Origin of the sequence: Streptomyces brasiliensis (assembly GCF_014647875.1) — a bacterium.
GTDB classification, from domain to species: Bacteria; Actinomycetota; Actinomycetes; order Streptomycetales; family Streptomycetaceae; genus Streptomyces; species Streptomyces brasiliensis.
The window spans coordinates 58,399-72,370 of sequence record NZ_BMQA01000022.1 but is presented as its reverse complement, the minus strand read 5'-3'; the positions used below and the strand labels follow the sequence as shown (position 1 = coordinate 72,370).

Annotated in this window: 10 protein-coding genes and 1 riboswitch; of the genes, 1 reads left to right on the top strand and 9 read right to left on the bottom strand. The window is 72.2% G+C overall.

The features are described from left to right. Nucleotides 1-5 precede the first annotated feature (5 nt). The 9 genes from cobI to IEZ19_RS28070 form a co-directional block, all read right to left on the bottom strand. The gene (gene cobI / locus IEZ19_RS28110; RefSeq protein ID WP_189314111.1) at nucleotides 6-755 is read right to left on the bottom strand and encodes a precorrin-2 C(20)-methyltransferase; all 750 of its coding nucleotides are present in this window, start codon (nucleotides 753-755) and stop codon (nucleotides 6-8) included. Next, nucleotides 752-2,263: a cobyrinic acid a,c-diamide synthase CobB gene (locus IEZ19_RS28105; RefSeq protein ID WP_189314156.1), complete on the bottom strand. Its 1,512-nt coding sequence runs from the start codon at nucleotides 2,261-2,263 to the stop codon at nucleotides 752-754. The genes cobI and IEZ19_RS28105 overlap by 4 nt, the downstream gene beginning before the upstream one ends. Nucleotides 2,264-2,274: 11 nt before the next feature. After that, nucleotides 2,275-2,874 carry a cob(I)yrinic acid a,c-diamide adenosyltransferase gene (gene cobO, locus IEZ19_RS28100; protein WP_189314110.1) on the bottom strand — a complete coding sequence of 200 codons (600 nt, stop codon included), beginning with the start codon at nucleotides 2,872-2,874 and terminating at the stop codon, nucleotides 2,275-2,277. Next, a complete protein-coding gene (locus tag IEZ19_RS28095) occupies nucleotides 2,874-4,874 on the bottom strand; it encodes a putative cobaltochelatase (RefSeq protein WP_189314109.1) in 2,001 nt (666 codons plus the stop codon). The genes cobO and IEZ19_RS28095 overlap by 1 nt, the downstream gene beginning before the upstream one ends. After that, complete coding sequence (cobN, locus tag IEZ19_RS28090) at nucleotides 4,871-8,524, bottom strand: cobaltochelatase subunit CobN (protein WP_189314108.1); 3,654 nt, start codon at nucleotides 8,522-8,524, stop codon at nucleotides 4,871-4,873. The genes IEZ19_RS28095 and cobN overlap by 4 nt, the downstream gene beginning before the upstream one ends. Further along, complete coding sequence (locus IEZ19_RS28085; protein WP_189314107.1) at nucleotides 8,521-10,029, bottom strand: cobyric acid synthase; 1,509 nt, start codon at nucleotides 10,027-10,029, stop codon at nucleotides 8,521-8,523. The genes cobN and IEZ19_RS28085 overlap by 4 nt, the downstream gene beginning before the upstream one ends. Then, nucleotides 10,026-10,967, bottom strand: coding sequence for a cobalamin biosynthesis protein (locus IEZ19_RS28080; RefSeq protein ID WP_189314106.1), 942 nt, complete (start codon nucleotides 10,965-10,967; stop codon nucleotides 10,026-10,028). Before IEZ19_RS28080 ends, IEZ19_RS28085 begins: the two co-directional genes overlap by 4 nt. Nucleotides 10,968-11,067: 100 nt before the next feature. Next, nucleotides 11,068-11,209, bottom strand: a riboswitch (cobalamin riboswitch). A 193-nt stretch (nucleotides 11,210-11,402) separates the two neighbouring features. Next, nucleotides 11,403-11,630, bottom strand: coding sequence for a hypothetical protein (locus tag IEZ19_RS28075; RefSeq protein ID WP_189314105.1), 228 nt, complete (start codon nucleotides 11,628-11,630; stop codon nucleotides 11,403-11,405). 33 nt (nucleotides 11,631-11,663) lie between these two features. Next, on the bottom strand, nucleotides 11,664-12,899 hold the full coding sequence (locus tag IEZ19_RS28070) for an inorganic phosphate transporter (protein ID WP_189314104.1): 1,236 nt from the start codon (nucleotides 12,897-12,899) through the stop codon (nucleotides 11,664-11,666). 329 nt (nucleotides 12,900-13,228) lie between these two features. On the opposite strand from IEZ19_RS28070, the gene IEZ19_RS28065 reads away from it, so the two are divergent. After that, complete coding sequence (locus IEZ19_RS28065; protein WP_189314103.1) at nucleotides 13,229-13,960, top strand: class II aldolase/adducin family protein; 732 nt, start codon at nucleotides 13,229-13,231, stop codon at nucleotides 13,958-13,960. Nucleotides 13,961-13,972 lie beyond the last annotated feature (12 nt).

Below are 13,972 nucleotides of genomic sequence, written 5' to 3'. Positions count from 1 at the left end.
CGGACTCACAGCTTGCCGCCCCGGCCACCGTCGCGCCGCGCGGGAGCGATGAGCGTGGAGAGGTACGGCAGGGAAGCGTCGCCGAGTTCGGCGGCCGGCCGGATCGACTCCTCCTCGAGCCCCAGGGCCGACCCCCATACCGCGTCGTCGATCCGCCCGGTCTCCCGGAGCGCCTCGGCGACCTCCCGCGCCTGCCGCCCGAACTTGTACGCCACGACCGTCCCGGGCCCGTTGAGCGCGTCCTTGAGCACGCCGGCCCCGGCGGTCACCGGCACCAGCGTGAGCGGCTCGGTCCCCTCGGTCAGCACGGCACCCGAGCGGGCCGCGAGGTCCTGCATGGCGGTGATACCGGGCACGGTCTCGACCGAGACCCCCGGCACAGACTCCGCGATCGTCTGGGCGAGATAGGTGAAGGTGGAGTAGACGTTCGGGTCGCCGATGGTCGCGAACGCGACGGAGCGGTGCCGTGCGAGCAGCTCGGCGACACGCTCCCCGGCCGCGTCCCAGGCCGCCTCGCGGCGCGCGCGGTCCGTCCGCTCGTTGAGCGCGAACACGACCCGGACGACCTTCTCCCCGGGCACGTAGTGCAGCACGGTCGCCTCGGCCCGCCCGCGCTCGCCGCCGTCCTTTCCATCAGATGCAGCCATCACCGGTACCACGACGACGTCGGCGGAACGCAGCGCGTTGACGCCCTTGACGGTCACCAACTCGGGGTCGCCGGGCCCGACCCCGACCCCGATCAGCCTGCTGTTCATGACGTCCGGCACCTCTCCACGAACCGACGGGCCACACCGGGCTCGGACGCCCAGTGCGTATGCAGATAGCTCGCGTGCACGCCCTGCTGGACAAAACCTTCGACACGCGGTGTGGGGGCCCTCATGCCCCAGGCCGGGGCGGCACCGGCGCCGGGCTCGACGACGGTCCGGTGAAACTCGTGCCCGCGCATCCGCGCTCCGGCGACGGCGAGCGAACTGTCCCCGACGGCCACGGCGTCCCGGTACCCGAGCGTGAGCCGCTCACTCATCCGGCCGCCGGCATCGAGCACCCCGCACATGGGCAGCCCGTCCAACTCCCGGCTGAGGTAGAGCAACCCGGCACACTCGGCGGCGACGGGGGCACCGGACTCGGCGAGAGCGGCGACGGCTTTACGGAGCGGCTCGTTGGCGGACAACTCGGCGGCGTACACCTCCGGGAACCCGCCGCCGATGACCAACCCCACGGTTTCGTCGGGGAGTTGCTCGTCACGCAGGGGGTCGAAGGTGACGACATCGGCACCGGCGGCGGTGAGCAGCTCGGAGTGCTCGGCGTAGGAGAAGGTGAAGGCGGGGCCGCCGGCGACGGCGACGACGGGGGCACGCCTTTCGACCGACGGAGACCGGCGGGTGGCGATGGCCTGCGGGCCCGGTGGGGCCGTGGTGGTCGCGCGCTCGCCGTCGGAACGGGCCGGGCGTGCGGCGGCGGGTTTCGAGTCCGGTCGGGCACCTGGGGCCGCCGACCTCTCAACCCACCGAGACGGGTTGCCGTAGGTGGGCAACTCCACGGCCTCAGCCACATCCCATGCCGCGCCCGACAATGCGCCGGCACCCCGCGCCAGCCTCACCAACGCTTCCAGATCACACCCGTCGGAGACCAACGTCGCCATCGCAGCAACCGCGTCCACAGCTGCGGAGCGCCGTTCGGCGACCGGCACCAACCCCAGATGCCGCGACGGCGACTCCACAGGCGCCGCCCGTCGCAGCGCACCGAGCACCGGCACCCCCACGGCGTCCAACGCCTCCCGCAGCAGCTCCTCATGCCGATCGGACGCGACCTTGTTCAGGATCACGCCCCCGATCCGCACCCTGGTGTCCCAGGAAGCGAACCCGTGCACCAGCGCCGCCACCGACCGCGACTGCGACGACGCGTCCACGACGAGCACCACCGGCGCCCGCAGCAACGTGGCGACCTGGGCCGTGGACGCCAGTTCTCCCTCGCCCGCGGCCCCGTCGTACAGCCCCATCACCCCCTCGACGACCGCGATGTCACACCCTCGTGCCCCGTGCAGGAACAGCGGCCCGATCAACTCCGGCCCGCACAGATACGCGTCGAGATTCCGCCCCACCCGCCCGGTGGCCAGCGCGTGATACCCGGGATCGATATAGTCCGGCCCGACCTTGTGCGGAGACACGGCGAGCCCCCGCGAGGCCAACGCGGCCATCAGCCCCGTGGCGACGGTCGTCTTGCCGCTCCCGGAGGCCGGCGCCGCGACCACCAGCCGTGGCATGGTCGAGGACGTCACCACTCGATGCCCCTCTGCCCCTTCTGGCCCACGTCCATGGGGTGCTTGACCTTGGACATGTCGGTGACGAGATCGGCCGACTCCACCAGCTTCGCGGGTGCGTTCCGCCCGGTGATCACCACATGCTGCGTGCCCGGCCGCCCGCGCAGCACGTCCACGACCTCGTCCGTGTCGACCCAGCCCCAGTGCATCGGGTAGGCGAACTCGTCGAGTACGTACAGCTTGTACGTCTCGGCGGCGAGGTCACGCTTGACCTGCTCCCAGCCCTCCCGGGCCTTCTCCTCGTTGTCCAGCTGCTCGTCCCGCTGGACCCAGCTCCAGCCCTCGCCCATCTTGTGCCAGTCGACGCTCCCGCCCTGCCCGGACGCCCCGAGCACACGCAGCGCGTTCTCCTCGCCGACCTTCCACTTCGCCGACTTGACGAACTGGAACACCCCGATCGGCCACCCCTGGTTCCAGGCACGCAGCGCGAGCCCGAACGCGGCGGTCGACTTGCCCTTCCCGATCCCCGTGTGCACGACGACCAGCGGACGGTTGCGCCGCTGGCGGGTCGTCAGCCCGTCATCGGGTACGACACTCGGCTGTCCCTGAGGCATTACGCGGCCCTCCTGCTGCTGCCCTGCACATCCCGCACCAGACCGGCGATCGAGTCCGCCCGCAACTCGTCGAGCGTCACCGCCGTACCTCCCAGCTCACCCGCGAGCTGCCCGGCCAGCCCCAGCCGTACCGGCCCCGACTCGCAGTCCACGACCACCGAGGCGACACCTTCCGCCGCGAACAGCCGTGCCGCACGCCCGGCCAGTGCGACCGGTTCGGGGCCACCGGTGGCCCGTCCGTCGGTCACCACGACCACCAGCGCGCGCCGCGCCGGGTCCCGCAGCCGCTCGATCCGCAGGACGTCGTGCGCCTTGAGGAGCCCGGCCGCCAGCGGTGTACGCCCGCCCGTCGGCAGCGACTCCAGGCGGGCCGCCGCCGCGTCGACGGACGAGGTCGGCGGCAGCGCGACATCGGCCGAGGCGGCCCGGAACGTCACCAGCCCCACCTTGTCCCGCCGCTGATAGGCATCGAGCAGGAGCGACAGCACAGCCCCCTTCACGGCGCTCATCCGCTGCCGGGCCGCCATCGACCCGGACGCGTCCACCACGAACAGCACGAGGTTGCCCTCACGCCCCTCGCGCGTCGCCTGCCGCAGATCGTCCCGGCGTACGACCAGCCCGGGACCGGACCGCCCACGCCCCCGCTGGTGGGGTGCCGCAGCCCGCACGGTCGCCGCCAAGTGCAGCTTGGTGAGCTGCCCTCGGGGCCTGCGCGCACCCGTGGTCCGCCCGTGCTCGGTCCGCGCCCGCGAACGCCGCCCGGCGGCGCCCTCACCGATCCCGGGCACGCTCAGCACCTTGGTGCGGAAGGGCTCGGAAGCCCGTACGGCGGACTGCTCGCCGGCCCCTGAGACCTGCGGCTCCCCGCCCTCACCGGCCTCGGGCCGCGCACCGGAGTCGCCGCTCACGGGCCCCTCCCCGGGGTCGGGCCGTCCACCGCCACCAGGCCCGCCCGGACCGTCCGGATCCGGATCGTCGTCGCTCTCCTCCTCGCCGAACTGCTCCAGCGTCTCGTCCAGCTTGTCCTCGTCGAGGCCCGGCGCGTCGAACGGGTTGCGCCGGCGGCGGTGCGGCAGCGCGAGCAGCGCGGCCTGCCGTACGTCCTCGGCGAGTACGTCGGTCCGGCCGGCCCAGGCAGCCAGCGCGGTCGCCGTGCGCGCCATCACGATGTCGGCGCGCATCCCGTCCACCTCGAACGCGGCACAGGTCGCCGCGATCTGCCGCAACGCCCCGTCGCCCAGTTGCACCGACGGCAGCAACTCCCGTGCCGCCACGATCCGTTGCCGTACGCCGGCCTCCTCGCCGGCCCACCGTGTGGCGAAACCGTCGGGATCGTCGTCGTACGCGAGCCGTCGCCGTACGACCTCCACCCGCTGGTCCGGCTCCCGCGAGGCCGCGACCTCGACGGTCAGCCCGAACCGGTCGAGCAACTGCGGCCGCAGCTCGCCCTCTTCGGGGTTCATGGTGCCGACGAGCAGGAAGCGGGCGGCGTGCCGCACGGAGACACCCTCGCGCTCGACGTACGAGGCGCCCATCGCGGCGGCGTCAAGGAGCAGGTCGACGAGGTGGTCGTGGAGCAGGTTGACCTCGTCGACGTACAGGATGCCGCGATGCGCGTCGGCGAGCAGGCCCGGCTCGAAGGCCTTCACGCCCTCCGCAAGGGCCCGCTCGATGTCCAGGGCGCCGACCAGCCGGTCCTCGGAGGCACCGACGGGCAGTTCGACCATCCGCGCCGGACGGGACTCGAAGGCCCCCGGCGGGTGCGGACCGTCCGGGCACGCGGGATCGGGCGCCCCGGGGTCGCAGGAGAACCGGCACCCGGAGACGACGTCGACCTCCGGCAACAGGGCCGAAAGGGCCCGCACGGCCGTCGACTTGGCGGTGCCCTTCTCGCCGCGCACCAGCACACCGCCGACCGCCGGTGAGACGGCGTTCAGCAGCAGCGCGAGCCGCAGGTCGTCCTGGCCGACGACGGCCGTGAACGGAAACGGGGTACTCACTTCTCGTCGCCCTCCAAGTCGCCCTCGAGCTCCAGATAGGTGGCTCGCAGCCGCTCCAGCGTGTCCGCGTCCGGCTCGGCCCAGAGGCCACGGTCGGCGGCCTCCAAAAGCCGCTCCGTGATCCCGCGCAGGGCCCACGGGTTGGACTTCTTCATGAAGTCCCGGTTCTCGGCGTCGAAGACGTACTCGGCGCTGAGCTTCTCGTACATCCAGTCGTCGACCACGCCCGCCGTCGCGTCATAGCCGAAGAGGTAGTCCACGGTCGCCGCCATCTCGAAGGCGCCCTTGTAGCCGTGCCGCCGCATGGCCGCCATCCAGCGGGGGTTGACCACACGAGCCCGGAAGACCCGGTGCGTCTCCTCGCCGAGCGTGCGGGTCCTCACCTGGTCCGGTACGGCGGAGTCGCCGACGTACGCCTCGGGGCTCGCACCGGTCAGGTGCCGCACCATGGCCACCATGCCGCCGTGGTACTGGAAGTAGTCGTCGGCGTCGACGAGGTCGTGCTCGCGGGTGTCCACGTTCTTCGCGGCCACGGCGATCCGCCGGAACGCGGTCTCCATGTCCCCGCGCGCCGCGCGTCCGTCGAGCCCACGCCCGTAGGCGTAACCGCCCCACACCGCGTACACCTCGGCGAGGTCCGCGTCGGAACGCCAGTTCCGCGCGTCGATCAGCGGCAGCAGCCCGGCGCCGTACGCCCCCGGCTTGGAGCCGAAGATACGGGCCGTCGCGCGCCGCCGGTCCCCGTGCTCGGCGGTGTCCTGCTCCACGTGCGCCCGCACGTAGTTGGACTCCGCCGGCTCGTCCAGCTCGGCCACCGCCCGCACCGCGTCGTCGATCAACCCGACGACGTGCGGGAAAGCGTCGCGGAAGAAGCCGGAGATGCGGACCGTGACGTCGATGCGCGGCCGGCCCAGCTCCGCAGGCGCGACCACCTCGAAACCGGTCACGCGGCGGGAGGCTTCGTCCCACACCGGACGGCAGCCGAGCAGCGCCAGGATCTCTGCGATGTCGTCGCCCTGGGTGCGCATGGCGGACGTACCCCAGACCGTCAGGCCGACCGACTTCGGGTACTCGCCGGTGTCCTGGAGATAGCGGGCGATCAGCGAGTCGGCGAGCGACTGGCCGACCTCCCAACTCAGCCGAGACGGAATGGCTTTGGGATCGACCGAGTAGAAGTTGCGGCCGGTCGGCAGCACGTTGACCAGGCCGCGCGTCGGTGAGCCCGACGGGCCCGCCGGGACGTAACCGCCGTCCAGTGCCCGCAGGATGTGGCCGATCTCGTCCGTGGTGCGGGCGAGCCTCGGGACGACCTCGGTGCAGGCGAACTCCACCACGTCGACGGCGCCGGGGAGTTCGGTGCCGAGGACGTCACGGACGAGGCCGGCGCTCTCGGACGCCGTCCAGTCGCGGGCTTCCGATCCCTCCGCGATCCGGCGGCACAGCTGCTCCAGCAGGTCGATGGCGTCCGCCGCCGTCCGGGACGGCCCTGCGACCAGGTCCGACAGCTCCACCGGAACCTTCACAGGCGCGCCGGGCTCGGCCAGCAACTCCCTTTCGTCGAGCCCGAAATGAGCAGCCAGGCACGCCCTGAGCCCCGGCAGCGCGTTCGCCCGCCCGCCCCAGACCTGCGCGGCGCGCAGCACGGCGAGCACCAGGTTCACGCGCGGCTCGCCGACCGGCCCGCCGCCGAGAATGTGCAGCCCGTCCCTGATCTGCACGTCCTTGATCTCGCACAGATAGCCGTCGATGTGCATGACGAACTCGTCGAACGCGTCGTCCTCCGGCTGCTCGGCCACATGCAGGTCGTGGTGCAGCTCGGCCGCCTTGACCAGCGTCCAGATCTGCGCTCGCACGGCCGGCGCCTTCGTCGGGTCCAGGTCGGAGACGAGCGCGTACTCGTCGAGCAGCTGCTCCAGCTTGGCCAGGTCGCCGTAGGTGTCGGCGCGGGCCATCGGCGGCACCAGGTGGTCGACGACCGTGGCGTGCCCGCGCCGCTTGGCCTGCGTCCCCTCGCCGGGGTCGTTGACGATGAACGGGTAGACGAGAGGCAGGTCGCCGAGGACGGCATCCGGCGCGCACCCCCGCGACAGTCCCAGCCCCTTGCCCGGCAGCCACTCCATCGTGCCGTGCTTGCCCATGTGCACGATCGCGTCGGCGCCGAAACTGTTCTCCAACCACCGGTAGGCCGCCATGTAGTGGTGCGACGGCGGCATGTCGGGGTCGTGGTAGATCGCGATCGGGTTCTCGCCGAAGCCGCGCGGCGGCTGGATCATCACGACGACGTTCCCGAATCGCAGGGACGCGAGCACGATGTCGTCGCCGTCCACGTAGAGACCGCCCGGCGGTTCGCCCCATGCCGCCACCATCGCGTCCCGCAGCTGCGGGTCGAGCTTGTCGAACCACCTCCGGTAGTCGGCCAGCGGCACCCGCGCGGGCGCGGCGGCCAGCTGCTCCTCCGTGAGCCACTCGACGTCATGGCCGCCGGCCTCGATGAGCCGGTGGATCAACTCGTCGCCGCCGGAGGGGTATTCGGTGAGCGAGTAGCCCGCGTCTCGCAGCGCGTCCAGGATCCGTACGGCGGACGCCGGGGTGTCAAGGCCCACCGCGTTGCCGACCCGCGAGTGCTTGGTCGGGTAGGCGGTGAAGACGAGCGCGATCTTCTTGTCGGCGTTCGCCTTGTGCCTCAACTCCGCGTGGCGCACGGCGATTCCGGCCACACGACCGGCACGCTCGGGGTCGGCGACGTACACCGGTACGTCGTCCGGGCCCTGCTCCTTGAAGGAGAACGGCACGGTGATCAGACGGCCGTCGAACTCCGGGATCGCGACCTGCATCGCCGCGTCCATGGGGGAGAGGGCGGCGTCGGAGGCCTCCCAGGCGGCCCGCGAGGAGGTGAGGCAGAGCCCTTGCAGCACGGGGATGTCCAGCTCGGCGAGCGCACCGATGTCCCAGGCCTCCTCGTCGCCGCCGGCCGAGGCCTGCGAGGCGTGGGTGCCGCCCGCCGCCAGGACCGTCGCCACCAGGGCGTCGGCCCGGCCGAGGATCTCGTACAGACCGGCGTCGGCACCGCGCAGCGAACCGCAGTACACCGGAAGGGCGTTGGCCCCGCGTGCCTCGATCACGTCGCACAGCGTGTCGACGAAGGCGGTGTTGCCGCCGAGTTCATGGGCCCGGTAGAAGAGCACGCCGACCGTCGGGCGGTCCTCGGCGAACGCACGCTCGCCGTGGACGCCGTACCCGGGCATCTTCCGCGGCTCGACGAATCCCTCGCCGGTCAGCAGCACGGTGTCGGAGAGGAACCGGGCGAGTTCCGTGAGGTTGGCGGGCCCGCCCTCGACCAGGTAGCGCAGCGCCTCCGCGACGACACCGGCCGGCACCGACGACTCGGCCATCAACTCGGCGTCGGGTACGGCCTCGCCGCCCAGCAGCACGGTCGGCACGCCCGAGGCCTTCAGCCGGGCGAGCCCGTCCTCCCAGGCACGCCTGCCGCCGAGCAGCCGTACGACGGCGATGTCCGCGCCCTCGATCAGCCCCGGAAGCTCCTCGGCGACGTCCACCCGGCTGGGATTCCCGATCCGGTACGCCGCACCGGAGGCCCGGGCGGCCAGCAGATCGGTGTCGGCGGTCGACAACAACAACACTGTGCTCATGCGGGCGCTCCCGGTGGTATGAAGGGCAGTCCTTGCGGCGCGCCCGACTCGATGAGCCGCCACAGCGCGTCCGTGTCCGCGTGCTGTTCGACCAGATCGCCGAGCCGGTCGAGCTGCTCCTCGCGGAGCGTGGCGAACGAGGTGTCGGGCGCGGGCACGAACCGGCGGCCCGCGGCGGCGGCCACCTCGCGCAGGAAGGCCCGCCGGAAACCGTCCGACTCCAGGGAACCGTGCCAGTGCGTGCCCCAGGTGCGGCCGACCCGACAGCCGTCCAAGAAGGCATACCCGCCGGTCACTTCGGCGACCCCGTGATGGATCTCGTATCCCTCGACACGCTCGCCGAGGGCCTCGCCGGCGGGCCGGGTGAGGGTCTTCTCGCGCGCGAACCGCACCCGCACGGGCAGGATGCCGAGCCCGTCCACCCGCCCCCGGCGGCTCTCGACGTCGTCCTCGATGTATTCGCCGAGGAGCTGGAAGCCACCGCAGATGCCGAGGATCGGCCGGTCGTCGGCGGCCCTGCGGTGCAGCGCCTCCGCCAGGCCCCGCTCGTGCAGCCACTCCAGGGCGCGGACCGTGCCCCGCGTGCCCGGTACGACCACGAGATCGGCGTCGGCCAGTTCCTCCGGCCGGTCCACGAACCGTACGACGACGCCCGGTTCGGCGGCGAGAGCATCCACGTCCGTGAAGTTGGACATCAGGGGGACCGCGCAGACGGCGACACGCAGCACGTCCTCGCCGACCGGCGCGGCGACCGCCGACTCCCGTACGGCGCCCCGCAGAGACACCCGCAGCCCGTCTTCCTCGTCGATGCCGAGGCCGTGCCGGAAGGGCAGCACGCCGTACGTCCGCCGCCCGGTGAGCCCGTGCAGCATGTCGAGGCCGGGCTCCAGCAGCGAGACGTCCCCACGGAACTTGTTGACCAGGAACCCGGCGACCAGTTCCTGGTCCTCGCGCGAGAGCAGCGCGACCGTCCCGAAGAAGGAGGCGAAGACGCCGCCGCGGTCGATGTCACCGACGACGAGCACGGGCAGCCGCGCGTTGCGCGCGATCCCCATGTTCACGATGTCGGTGCGCCGCAGATTGATCTCGGCGGGCGAACCGGCCCCCTCGCAGATCACCGCGTCATACGTGCCCCGCAGCTCCTCGAGACACTCCAGCACGGTCCCCAGGAGCGCCTGCGCGCGCCCGCCGTGATAACCGCGCGCACTCAGCTCACCCACCGGCCTGCCGAGCAGCACCACTTGGCTGCTCTGCTCGCCGCCGGGCTTGAGCAGCACGGGGTTCATCAGCGCGGTCGGCTCGACGCGGCACGCCTGGGCCTGCATGGCCTGCGCCCGCCCGATCTCCGCGCCCTCCCGCGTGACGAACGAGTTGAGGGACATGTTCTGCGCCTTGAACGGCGCGACCTTGACCCCCTGCCGCACCAGCCACCGGCAGATCCCGGCGGTCACGACGCTCTTGCCGGCGTCGGAGGTGGTGCCGGCGACGAGGAGACCACCGTTCATGACGTACGTCCCTTCACGACGAGACCGACGGCGACGGCGGCGCCCAGCGCCAGCAGGCCGACGCGCCGGGAGAGCCGTACGGCCCGCTCGATGTCCCCGGTCGTCACGGCCCGCCCCTCCCGGTTCAGCACGGGCCGGTGCTCGACCCGTCCCCCGTACGACAAGGTCCCCCCGAGCCGCACCCCGAGCGCGCCCGCGAACGAGGCCTCCACGGGACCGGCGTTGGGGCTCGGATGCTTCCCGGCATCGGCCCGCCAGGCCCGTGTCGCGCCACGGGGGTCGTCCCCGGCGAGCGTCGCCAGTACGGCGGTCAGTCGCGCCCCCGGCCAGCCCGCCAGGTCGTCGAGGCGGGCCGAAGCCCAGCCGTAGCGGCGGTACTTGGGCGACCTGTGCCCGACCATGGCGTCCAGGGTGTTGACGGCCCGGAACCCGAGCAGCCCGGGCACCCCGGCCACGGCTCCCCACACCAGGGCGCCCACGACGGCGTCGGAGGTGTTCTCGGCGACGGACTCCACGACGGCGCGCGCGATCCCCTCCCCGTCCAGGGTCTCGGGGTCCCGCCCGCACAGATGCGGCAGCCGCGCCCGCGCCGCCGCCACGTCCCCCGCCTCCAGGGCGGACCCGATGGCCCGGGCCTCCCGGGCGAGCGAAGTCCCGCCCACGACGGCCCAGGTGGCGACGCCGGTCAGTGCGACGGAAGCGGCGGGGGAGGTGCGTACGGTCCGCTCGGCCGCGGCCCCGAGCGCGGCGGCGCCCCCGACGCAGACAGCGGTGTGCAGGGCGCCCCAGCCCCGGTGGTCGCGCCACAGCGCCCGCTCGACGACGCCGGCGGTCCGGCCGAACGCTGCCACGGGATGACCGCGGCGCGGATCGCCCAGGAGCAGATCGCCGAGGAGGCCGAGGGTGGCGCCGTACGCGAAGACGCGATCGGCACGCATCGGCTCAGCCGGCCGTGGGGTCGGGAAGCGACCTGGTGCTGTACCTCAATCCGCAGCCGCGCATGGCGATATGTCCTCACTCAGGGTGTCCACGCCCTGGTTCGACGAGACCGGCGGTGAGAGTTCCTGGCTCCCGGGGGGTTCTTCCCCGGTGACAGTGGCGGGACCGCGCCGGATTCGCACCGGCTTCCTCTCTTGCCGCCGTACATGGCTCAGGAAGTCCACCACGCCCCTGGAAGAGCCGTCAACTCGCTGTTGACCTGCGCGGGGAGAGTGTGCCGAGGTTCATATCGGCGCCGCGCACGCCGGCTGACGGCATGCGAAAGGCTCCTTCCCGAACCGGAACGGAGACGGTCGGGGAGGAGCCTTGCGCGGTTCGCCGAGGTCGGCAGGGCCACGGCCCTGCCCAGGGTCGAACGTTGGCCGTGAGCGGCGTCAGGCCTTGGCCATGATCAAGTAGATGCCGTAGGCCACCGCCGCCGCGCACGCCGCGAAGCAGACGTACGCGCCGGTCACGGCGAGCGCCGCGGAGTTGCCCTGCGCGGCGGCCCGTTCGCGGCGGGAGAGACCGGCCACGCCGAGCGTGAACACGGCGACGAGGGCCACGGTGGCCACGAGGCTGACGCCGAAGACGGATCCGATGGCCGCCCAGTCGATCTTCATGCTGATGCTCCTTCGCTTACCGGGTGGGCGGACTCAGACGGCGGGGGCCGAGTCGGAGGCCGGAGCCGGGGCAGGGGCCGGGATCGTGGCCGTCAGCTCCTCGGTCACCGTGCCGGCCGGGGGCGGCGTCACCGCGGCGATGGCCGCGGTCACCACACCGGTCGGCTGCTCCACGTCGTTGACGTTGCTGTGGTCGACGACCTCGCGGCGGGAGATCCGCCAGATCGCGACACTGGCCGCGACCAGAAGGACGGCGACGACCGCGGTGCCCCAGTCGCCCAGGTCCGTCACGCTCTCGGCGAGCGCGGCGACCAGCGCGGCGGCCGGCAGGGTCAGCGCCCACGCGACGACCATGCGGGTCGCCGTGGACCAGCGGACCGCACCGCCCTTGCGGCCGAGGCCGGCGCCCATCACGGAGCCGGAGACGACGTGCGTGGTGGAGAGGGAGAAGCCCAGGTGGGAGGAGGCCAGGATGGCCGTGGCCGCGCTGGTCTGGGCGGCGAAGCCCTGCTGCGGCTGGAGGTCGGTCAGGCCCTTGCCCATCGTGCGGATGATGCGCCAGCCGCCGATGTAGGTGCCGAGCGCGATCGCGAGACCCGCGGAGAGGATCACCCAGGTGGGAGGGTTCGAGTCGGGGGCGATGACGCCTCCGGCGATCAGGGCGAGGGTGATGATGCCCATCGTCTTCTGGGCGTCGTTCGTGCCGTGCGCGAGGGAGACCAGGCCGGCCGAGGCTATCTGGCCGGCGCGGTAGCCCTTGCGGGTCGCCTCGCCGTCGGCGTTCTTGCTGATGGAGTACGAGAACCGGGTCGCGAACATCGCCGCCAGACCCGCGACGAGCGGGGCAGCGATCGCGGGGAGAAGGACCTTGGTGACGAGCGCGTCGCCGTGGACCGCGCCGGTGCCGGCGGAGGCGATGGTGGCGCCGATCAGACCGCCCATGAGGGCGTGGGAGGAACTGGAGGGCAGGCCCACGAGCCAGGTCAGCAGATTCCAGAGGATCGCGCCGACCAGGGCCGCGAAGATGACCTCGGGACGGATGCCGGTCTCGTCGACGAGACCTTTGGAGATCGTGTTGGCGACCTCCACGGAGAGGAAAGCTCCCACAAGGTTGAGTGTGGCGGACATGGCCACCGCGACCTTGGGCTTGAGCGCGCCGGTCGAGATGGTCGTGGCCATCGCGTTGGCGGTGTCGTGAAAACCGTTCGTGAAATCGAACGCGAGTGCGGTTACCACCACAATCGCGAGGATCAGCGAGAAGTTTTCCATTTACCCAGGCAATCGTTCGAAGTCATTGGCTGGTTGACCGTAGGCAACCTGGATGAACGGAAGGTGAACTGAGGTGGGCGTCACGGTTGCGGCGATCGAAGGTCGCTGGTCCGTTCCGGCATGGCGGCCCAGGCGTCCCTTGACCGTCGGTCCTGCGCGAAGGTCTTGAGGCGGGTCGAGGAACCGCCGAAGAGATTCTGGTCACCCGGCAGGCGGCCGCCGTTGTCGTACTGCCGGAACGTCCGGTACGACCACCCCGCGGGCGGCGATCTCGCGTACAGTGCCCCGCTCCGCCGACCGGTCCGAGCGCCGGCTGGCAGGATCGCGGCATGGCTGAACAGCGGCGGGACCAACAGGACGCGGGGGATGGCCGGGAGGGTGCACGGGGTGTACCGGAGCCGGGGAGGAGGGGTGTGTTCGGCGCGGAGGTCCGGGCGTGGGAGGCGCTCGTCGAGACGGCCCGCCGGACGGTGCGGGACGGGCTGGTCGTCGGCACGTCGGGCAACGTGTCCGCGCGGGTCGGGGACACCGTGCTGGTCACGCCGTCGGGCGTGCCGTACGACCGGCTGACACCGCGGGACGTGACGGGGGTGGACCTCGACGGCCGTCAGGTGCTCGGTTCGCTGGTCCCGACCAGCGAACTGCCCATGCATCTGGCGATCTACCGAACGACGGCCGCCGGTGCGGTGGTCCACACCCACGCGGTCCACGCGACGGCTGTCTCGACGCTCGTCACCGAACTCCCGGCGATCCACTACATGGCCGCCGCGCTCGGCGGCCCGGTCCGGGTTGCCCCGTATGCGACATACGGCACGCCGGAGTTGGCCGAGAACATGCTCCGGGCCCTGGCCGACCGCTCTGCCTGCCTCCTCCAGAACCACGGTGCGATCACCTACGGCGCAACCCTCGACCAGGCCTATGACCATATGTCCCAATTGGAGTGGATGTGCCAGGTATGGCTGAAGGCGTCGTCGACCCCCCACCTGACACCGACGCTCCTGTCGGAAGCCCGGATGAGGGAGGCGGGGGAGCGGTTGAGGGGGTACGGGCAGCGGGGGTAGGAGGCGACCGGG